The 7,085-nt window shown below is 61.8% G+C and carries 14 protein-coding genes; 11 read left to right on the plus strand and 3 right to left on the minus strand.

Features of this window, described 5'->3' with window-relative positions; genetic code table 11:
• The first annotated feature begins 12 nt into the window (after positions 1-12).
• From WM94_RS04725 to WM94_RS04760, 8 genes are all read left to right on the plus strand, one after another.
• Positions 13-267, plus strand: a complete 255-nt coding sequence (locus WM94_RS04725; protein WP_061550578.1) for a hypothetical protein — start codon at positions 13-15, stop codon at positions 265-267.
• Complete coding sequence (locus WM94_RS04730; RefSeq protein ID WP_061550579.1) at positions 264-509, plus strand: hypothetical protein; 246 nt, start codon at positions 264-266, stop codon at positions 507-509. Before WM94_RS04725 ends, WM94_RS04730 begins: the two co-directional genes overlap by 4 nt.
• A complete protein-coding gene (locus WM94_RS04735; RefSeq protein ID WP_061550580.1) occupies positions 506-700 on the plus strand; it encodes a hypothetical protein in 195 nt (64 codons plus the stop codon). The genes WM94_RS04730 and WM94_RS04735 overlap by 4 nt, the downstream gene beginning before the upstream one ends.
• Before the next feature lie 289 nt (positions 701-989).
• Positions 990-1,802, plus strand: a complete 813-nt coding sequence (locus WM94_RS04740) for a PD-(D/E)XK nuclease-like domain-containing protein (protein ID WP_061550581.1) — start codon at positions 990-992, stop codon at positions 1,800-1,802.
• A complete protein-coding gene (locus tag WM94_RS04745; protein ID WP_061550582.1) occupies positions 1,799-2,626 on the plus strand; it encodes a hypothetical protein in 828 nt (275 codons plus the stop codon). The genes WM94_RS04740 and WM94_RS04745 overlap by 4 nt, the downstream gene beginning before the upstream one ends.
• Entirely contained in the window at positions 2,623-3,135 is a 513-nt protein-coding gene (locus tag WM94_RS04750) for a hypothetical protein (RefSeq protein ID WP_061550583.1), read from the plus strand. Before WM94_RS04745 ends, WM94_RS04750 begins: the two co-directional genes overlap by 4 nt.
• A gap of 249 nt (positions 3,136-3,384) precedes the next feature.
• Entirely contained in the window at positions 3,385-3,750 is a 366-nt protein-coding gene (locus WM94_RS04755; protein ID WP_061550584.1) for a hypothetical protein, read from the plus strand.
• A complete protein-coding gene (locus WM94_RS04760; protein ID WP_061550585.1) occupies positions 3,725-4,036 on the plus strand; it encodes a hypothetical protein in 312 nt (103 codons plus the stop codon). Before WM94_RS04755 ends, WM94_RS04760 begins: the two co-directional genes overlap by 26 nt.
• On the opposite strand, the gene WM94_RS04765 is transcribed toward WM94_RS04760, so the two are convergent.
• Positions 4,024-4,236: a hypothetical protein gene (locus WM94_RS04765; RefSeq protein WP_061550586.1), complete on the minus strand. Its 213-nt coding sequence runs from the start codon at positions 4,234-4,236 to the stop codon at positions 4,024-4,026. The genes WM94_RS04760 and WM94_RS04765 overlap by 13 nt on opposite strands.
• A 112-nt stretch (positions 4,237-4,348) precedes the next feature.
• Here WM94_RS04765 and WM94_RS04770 point away from each other — a divergent pair, with 112 nt between their 5' ends.
• On the plus strand, positions 4,349-4,894 hold the full coding sequence (locus tag WM94_RS04770; protein ID WP_061550587.1) for a hypothetical protein: 546 nt from the start codon (positions 4,349-4,351) through the stop codon (positions 4,892-4,894).
• Between the two features lie 23 nt (positions 4,895-4,917).
• On the opposite strand, the gene WM94_RS04775 is transcribed toward WM94_RS04770, so the two are convergent.
• Both WM94_RS04775 and WM94_RS04780 read right to left on the minus strand, forming a co-directional pair.
• A complete protein-coding gene (locus tag WM94_RS04775) occupies positions 4,918-5,139 on the minus strand; it encodes a sigma-70 domain-containing protein (protein ID WP_028697923.1) in 222 nt (73 codons plus the stop codon).
• A gap of 273 nt (positions 5,140-5,412) precedes the next feature.
• Positions 5,413-5,592, minus strand: coding sequence for a hypothetical protein (locus tag WM94_RS04780; protein ID WP_061550588.1), 180 nt, complete (start codon positions 5,590-5,592; stop codon positions 5,413-5,415).
• A gap of 134 nt (positions 5,593-5,726) precedes the next feature.
• On the opposite strand from WM94_RS04780, the gene WM94_RS04785 reads away from it, so the two are divergent.
• Both WM94_RS04785 and WM94_RS30035 read left to right on the plus strand, forming a co-directional pair.
• The gene (locus WM94_RS04785) at positions 5,727-6,650 is read left to right on the plus strand and encodes a DNA cytosine methyltransferase (RefSeq protein ID WP_061550589.1); all 924 of its coding nucleotides are present in this window, start codon (positions 5,727-5,729) and stop codon (positions 6,648-6,650) included.
• A gap of 13 nt (positions 6,651-6,663) precedes the next feature.
• Positions 6,664-7,085, plus strand: a 422-nt coding sequence (locus WM94_RS30035) for a Lar family restriction alleviation protein (RefSeq protein WP_177342353.1), incomplete at its 3' end; no start/stop codon positions are given.

The raw sequence follows: 7,085 nt of genomic DNA on the forward strand, positions 1-7,085 counted from the left end.
CTGGAGGCGACCATGGCCGACCACGCCGATCTGTACGCCGATAGCGCCCAGGCCCGCGCCTTGGATCGTCGACTCTCCGCTGACGAGCAGGTGCACTGGGCTGGACACGTGACACCTGCAGAAGCCGCAGAAGACAACCGGGCCTGGCTGGAAAACCTGCGAGCCCGTGATGAACAACAGAAAGCCAGCAGCCGTCGAGCAATCGCATCGGCGCTTGGAAAGATGGAAGCACTTTGCGGCTCAGGCGCCGCTCGGAGAATCACATGAACAATTCAACGCGTAACGATGTGATCGGCATGATCGAATCTCGCCTTGAGGCCATGGCTAAGGGTTCTGATTCGCTGAGCGGCCGTGCTCGGCTTGAGGGTGAGATCGAGATTGCCATCGACTTGGCGCACCTGACCGGAGCCATTGACCTCCCGCTGCGCAACCACTTCATTCAGCGCCGTGACCGCATGATCGCCCACGATCACCAGCAGTGGGAGCAGCAAGCCCGGAGGTTCTCATGAGCACTGCACCGGTCAAATCGCTGATTGACGAACAGCTTGAGCAGATCGAGCGCAGCCTGGCCATCATCAGATTCGGGATTCCCTTCAACGAAGTGATCGGCCTTCCTCGCGAATTGCCCGTGGCCAGCCTCAAGTGCCAGCTGAGTGCCACGATGAAAGGCCGGCGCATCGCTGTGAGGGTCCGGCCGTGACCCGCCAGCAAGCCCGCCGCTGGGCATTCTGGCGCGGCAGCTTCACCACCCTTTTCATCTGCACCGCCTGGATGCTTGCGAGCGCCCGGGCTGGCTCCATCACTTCCTGAATCACACGCACCCGGCGCACGGCGGGCTCTTCGGAGATAACCGTACCCCTTCGGGAGCGTAAGCGGCGAGAGCGCGCAACCATCCACCGCAGCCAGGGCCTGGAGCGTACCTCCGTGCCTGGGTGACCTGGCGATTCCCTATTCCAACTGACGGCGCCGGCCTGGCGCGAGGTTTTCCTATGCAACCTGGCTACTACCGCGACCTCAGCAATGAGGCCTATCACGGCGGCGAAGGCGTGTCCAAATCGCAGCTTGACCTAATCGCCAAGGCTCCAGCCTTGTTCCAGTGGAGCAAGGCGGCGCCGGAAGATCCAGAAAAAAAGAAGGCGCTGGACCTTGGCGATGCAGTGCACGCCTTGCTGCTTGAGCCGGATCGGTACGCCGCTGAGTACGCAGTCGGCCCAGCCGATGCACCACGCAACACCAAGGCCGGCAAAGAGAAGTGGGAAGAGTTCGAATCCACGCTCACCGGCCAGACCGTCCTGTCGGCAGAGGACGGCAGGAAGATTGGCCTGATCCGCGAAAGCGTCATGGCTCACCCGCATGCCCGGTTCCTGCTCGAAACTCAGGGGGATGCCGAGGCCAGCATCTACTGGAACGATGAGCGCGAAGGCGTGCTGTGCCGCTGCCGGCCAGACAAGACCATCGAGCGCCTTGGCTGGATTCTGGACCTCAAGACCACGGCCGACATGAGCAAGTTTGCCCGTTCGTTCTACGACTACCGCTACCACGTTCAGGACAGCTACTACAGCGACGGCTACGCAGCCCACTTTGGCGAGGCGCCTGCCGCGTTTGTGTTCCTGGTTGTGAGTACCAGCATTGAATGCGGCAAATACCCGGTTCGCCTATTCACCATGGACTTCGAGGCCAAGGCCGCTGGCCGTACCGAGTACCAGCGCAATATCGAAGTCTACGCCGACTGCCTTCGACACAACGAGTGGCCGGCCATCGAAACACTGACGCTGCCCTACTGGGCGAAGGACAAGCTATGACCGAGAACAACCCTTTCGCCCCGCGCGGCATGGCGGAGCACGTGAACCACGGCACTGTGAACATCGAACAGAGCCGGGCCGTGACCGAAGCCCAGGGCAAGCTGCTGCTGGCCAAACGATTCCCGCGCGACGAGGCCCTTGCCTACAGCAAGATCATGAATTCGTGCAGCCGGCCAAGCCTGGCGGCTTCTGGGGAATACGCCTACCCACGCGGCGGGCAAACCGTATCCGGGCCTTCCATCCGCCTTGCCGAAGAGCTGGCCAGGTGCTGGGGCAACATCGAGTACGGCATCCGCGAGCTGAGCCGCCAGCAAGGCAACAGTGAGATGGAGGCCTATGCCTGGGACCTGGAGACGAACACTTACTCGTCGCAGAAATTCACCGTTCGCCACATCCGTGACAAGCGCGGCGGTGGACAAGCCCTGACCGAAGAGCGTGACATCTACGAGATCACCGCGAACATGGGCGGTCGCCGCCTACGTGCACGACTGCTGGCCATCCTGCCGCCCGATCTGGTCGAAGCAGCCGTCTTCCAGTGCCGGAAGACGCTGGCCGGCGACACCAGCCTGCCCCTCGCTGACCGCGTCCGCGCCCTGGTCGACGCGTTCGCCCAGCAAGGCGTGACCGAGAAGCACCTGCGCGCCTACCTCAACAAGAGCCTGGACGAGATTTTGCCCGAGGAAATCGCCTCTCTGCGCGGTGTGTTCAACAGCATCAAGAATGGCCAGGCGGCTGTTGGCGACTTCTTCTCGATCAAGCCGGCCGAAAGCCAAACCGCAGACCTCAATGCCGCCCTGACCGAGGCGCAAAGGAGTGAAGGGTGAACCCATCAATCGACCTAGAGGCCGCCAAAGCGGCCTTCTTCTCGTCTGGCGGCCGGATCATTGTGCTGGAGGGGTTCCAGTACGTGCCCTTCCGCCAGCGTCATCATCCTGAGCCGAAGCCGAAGCGGGTCAAGCCAGTCAAGCAGGAGCGCGGCGGCGAGCGTAAAAGCCGCGCCAAGGCACGCACAGCTCAGGTAGAAGAGCTCGCCAAGACCATGACCTGTGGCGAGGTCGCAAAGCTCCTGGGCGAAACCAAGACCGCTCTCTGGGGCGTAGCGGCGCGGGGAGGATTCAGGTTCTTCAGCCCGCCGAAGCCGGCCAGACCTGAAAAGGTGAAGGCCGAGCCGAGTCAGGAAGATCGCGACCTCGCCGACAAGATCATAGCCCTGCGTGATTCCGGCATGTCCCGGTGGGGCGTGACACTGGAGCTAGGTATTGGAAACTGCAGATTCGCCCGCATCCTCACTGCGTTCGACATCGACTTCCCGCTCCAGCGGAATCGGGGGTAGGCCATGATCGCAACCATGTCTCAGCCCGTGCCCGCCGTGAAGTACGCGGCGGCCATGGCCAGATCCACTGGTCAGCCTTGGGGCGTATACCGAGGCAGCAAGAGTCTACTGGTCGTCATGCCTTCCGGATCGACGAAGAAAACGCCGATTGAGGTGTGCCATCCATGAGACGGATTAATAGCCTGGTCCGCCAGCGCCGGCGGCAAGAACAGTTCCACCTGCCGCCAAGCGGCCTATCGGAGCATCGAAATGCAGAAAGCATCTTCTGGAGTCGTAACCCTGCCCGCCTGGATGAATCGGCCGGTCAAGAAGCTGTACATCACCCGCAGCGGCGGCCAGTACCGGCCTGATGATGTGGCCCTGGCCTTCGCGCTTAGCCTGCGCATTTTCGACAGCGCGGATCACCTGCGAAGGCTGGCCCGGCGCCTGGTCGACAAAGTCTGCCTCGAGCATCAGCCGAACATGAAGCGCCTGGCCCGCGAGCCGGACGACGCCAAAGTGTTCGATGCCGCGCTCAAGATCATCAACCGGGTGTGCGACCTGCTCGACATCGGGCCGGGCGCCACCTTTGTGCGCAATGGAGGAGATGATGGCTCTGACGCAGCAGCAGCGTGACGAGAAACGTCGCGCCAAGGCCGAGCGCCTGCAGGAAGAAGACCTGCGCTTGAAGGTTCGACCAGGGACTAAGCAGGCCCTGCTGGAGCTGATGGAGTGGGCCGGGATCGAGGAACAGGGCGAGGCGATGACGCTGATGATTCATCATCTGCACGGACTGGGCCCGGGCGGCGCACTGCCGCTACTGGAACCTCCGCGCCACGAAATCAAGGTGTCGCCGACTGTGGCGCGGAAGCTTGAGAATTTCCGCGCGCGCGATGCGCTACGAATCGGTTATGACAGTTGACCGTTGTCTTTCTTCTTGATCCAGAAGAGGTCGCCACCTTTACGGTAATCCCGGCTCCACTCGTCACCGCATTCGGTGCACTTGAGTTTCAAGGCCTGCCCAATTGCATCACGCCCTTCAAGCACTACGAATTTCCCTAGCTGGGTCAGATCGTCGTAAGCCTCCATTGAGGTCCGGCAACAGCTATTTGGAAACGCCATTTTCACTCCTTTGATCCGGCCCCATGCCGGTCACCCGTAATACCCCATCCCAAACCAAATTGCCACCATGCCGCATCCGGCCACGGAGGGCGGCGCATGCATGGACAGAGCCATGAACATCGAGACATCGACCGTCACCAAGCTGCTGATCACCGGGGCCGAAGGCCTGGACCCAATCAGCGTCTACCTCGAAGACTTCGAGCCTTGCAAGGGCAAGATCACCGTCAGCTGCTACGACAAGACATGGCACGCCTACTGGGGCGGTATGTGGGATGGCCTGACCATCGGCCAGTTCTTCTGCAAGCTGCACGACGCCTACATCATCGGCTACTTCGACCGGTCGCTGAGTTCTCGCCGGTTCAGCGCTGAAGCGCTGGCCGACAAAGCGCGGAAGGTGATCGTGCAAATGCGGCGTGACCGGGATCTGGACGCAGAAGATGCCCGAAGCCTGCTCGACGAGGCTGAGGATGTTCGACACACCAGCTCGCTCGATGAGTGCGGCGGCGCCCACCGCGAGTTCCTGCACCGCGTATTCGGTGACGACTGGTGGAACCTGCCGGCCGACGCCATGGAGCGCAACCCTGACTGGGACTACCTCTGCAGCATCATCGCAGCAGTTCAGCAGGCCCTTGCCAAACAGTTCCCGATAGCCTCCTGACTGTCCTTCGCTGCCAGCCAGCCTCAGTCGACTGCGCGCCCGTCAACACAAGATTCAACGCACGCAACAATCGCCGTAAAGCTACCGGTGAAGCTGTGCCGAAGCTCTCTCGGCATGTCGTAGGAAAAGTGGACAAGCCAAGATCCGTCGCCCAGCAGCACAGCCTCCTGACGGTACTTATCAACCTGATCCTCATCAATGCCGAGAGCTGCTGCGATTTCCTGGTTTGTTGGCTCGCGGTCCATCGGGTATTCATCTCGTTGACTGGTATTACAATGAATAACCCAAATGCCATTAAATTGCCACTATCAGGTACAACACCGGCCAAGCCGGTGCATGCATGGAGAAAACCATGAGCGATAACCAGACCCCAATCGGCTGCATGGACCACGGAAAGACATAAAGGCGACCGAATGCCTGACTGGGTTGGCCAAAGCCACTGCTCGAACCTCAACTGCAGGTGCCAGGAATTCCTGAATCGAGCCTGACCCTCCGGCGCTGCCCGCCAGCGCCTTCCCCTATTCAACGACAGGGTCGGCACCCAGGCCTTTCCGGTAGCGGGCAATCGCGATGATCTGGCGCAGGCAGATGACCACTTCCTTCTTCAGGTGGTCATCCGGCAGACCGATCTTTTTCAGCATTGCCAGGGCTTCTTCCTCGATCGAGGCAAGGGCCTCGGTATCGCTTTTCAGTGTCATGGCGACCTCCACCAGGTCGAGTCAGCCATGAATTGATAGCCCAGCAGAACAATGCGCGCCAGCTGCGGCGCCTTCCCCTATTCAACGATAACGCCTCCCCGGCGAGGGCGGCGCCTGCACGCAAGGACCACAACGTGACAACAGCAATCGACTTGTTCGCCGGCATGGGCGGATGGAGCACTGGTGCGCGCGCCGCCGGGGTAAAGGTCCTCTGGGCTGCAAACCACTGGCCTGAGGCCGTGAAGTGGCACGCAGCCAACCACAAGGACACCGAGCACGTATGCCAGGATCTCCAGCAAGCGAACTGGGCGAAGGTGCCGCGCTCGGACATCGGCATCGCCTCTCCATGCTGCCAAGGCTTCACCAACGCCAGGGGCAAGAAGAGCGGAAACCCGGAGCACGACGCGTCGCGCTCGACAGCCTGGGCTGTGCCCTCTGCTGCTGAAGTGCTGGACCAGGATGCCTGGGTGGTAGAGAACGTGCCCGAGTTCGTGAACTGGGTGCTCTACCCCAGCTGGGTAGATGCCATGCAGCGCCTGGGCTACCAGGTTGCGCCGCACATTGTCGATTGCGCCGACCTCGGCGTTCCGCAACACCGGGTGCGCCTGTTCCTGATCTGCACCAAGAGCAAGGCCCCGATTCAGCTGCAGCTGCAGCAATGCGAGCACGTGCCGGCCAGCAGCTTCCTCGACTTCGACGCCGGGCGCTGGTCGCAGATCGAGAAACCAGGCCGGGCCCAGGCCACCCTCGACCGGGTACACAATGGGCGCCAGCGCTTCGGCGACCGGTTCATCATGCCGTATTACGGCAAGGGCTCCGGCACCACCGGACGCGACATCAACCGGCCGATCGGCACCATCACTACCCTGGACCGCTGGGCCTTGGTCGACGGCGACCGCATGCGGATGCTGAGCGCCAGCGAGGCCTTGGCCGCGATGTCGTTCCCGGCTGACACCCTGCGGCCGGACAACCACAGGCTGACCATGCACATGGCCGGCAATGCGGTACCGCCACTGGCAGGCCAGCGAGTAATTGAAGCCCTTTTGAAAGCCGCATAGGCCGGAGCTACCCATGCCCACAGAAAACCGATCCAGCAACACAGAGATGGTCAGCGACCTGCTGCCGTGCCCGTTCTGTGGTGAGAAGCCGCAGATCACGAAGCATCACCGCGAAGACATCTACAGCTTCATGCACCGCTGCCCGGTGCTCGGCCCGATCAGCTGGGGCTTCCGTGAAGACCCGCAAGCGCACGTTGAAAAATGGAATGCCCGGGCCCAGCCAGCCCCACAGCCCCACCCCGAGCCAATAGCCTGGATGGTTGGTACTGCCTTCTGGTGGACCAAAGAAGAGGCAGAGAGGGATGCGGCGGCGACTGGGCTGCCGATTGTTGGGCTGGGAGCGATTACCGACGCCGCTGAGGTTGAGCAGCTGCGAGCTGCCTTGAAGTTCTACGCCGACCGGGACCACTTCGCTGAAGACATTGGCAGCGACTG

This window comes from Pseudomonas sp. ABFPK (assembly GCF_001586765.1).
GTDB lineage: Bacteria > Pseudomonadota > Gammaproteobacteria > Pseudomonadales > Pseudomonadaceae > Aquipseudomonas > Aquipseudomonas asiatica.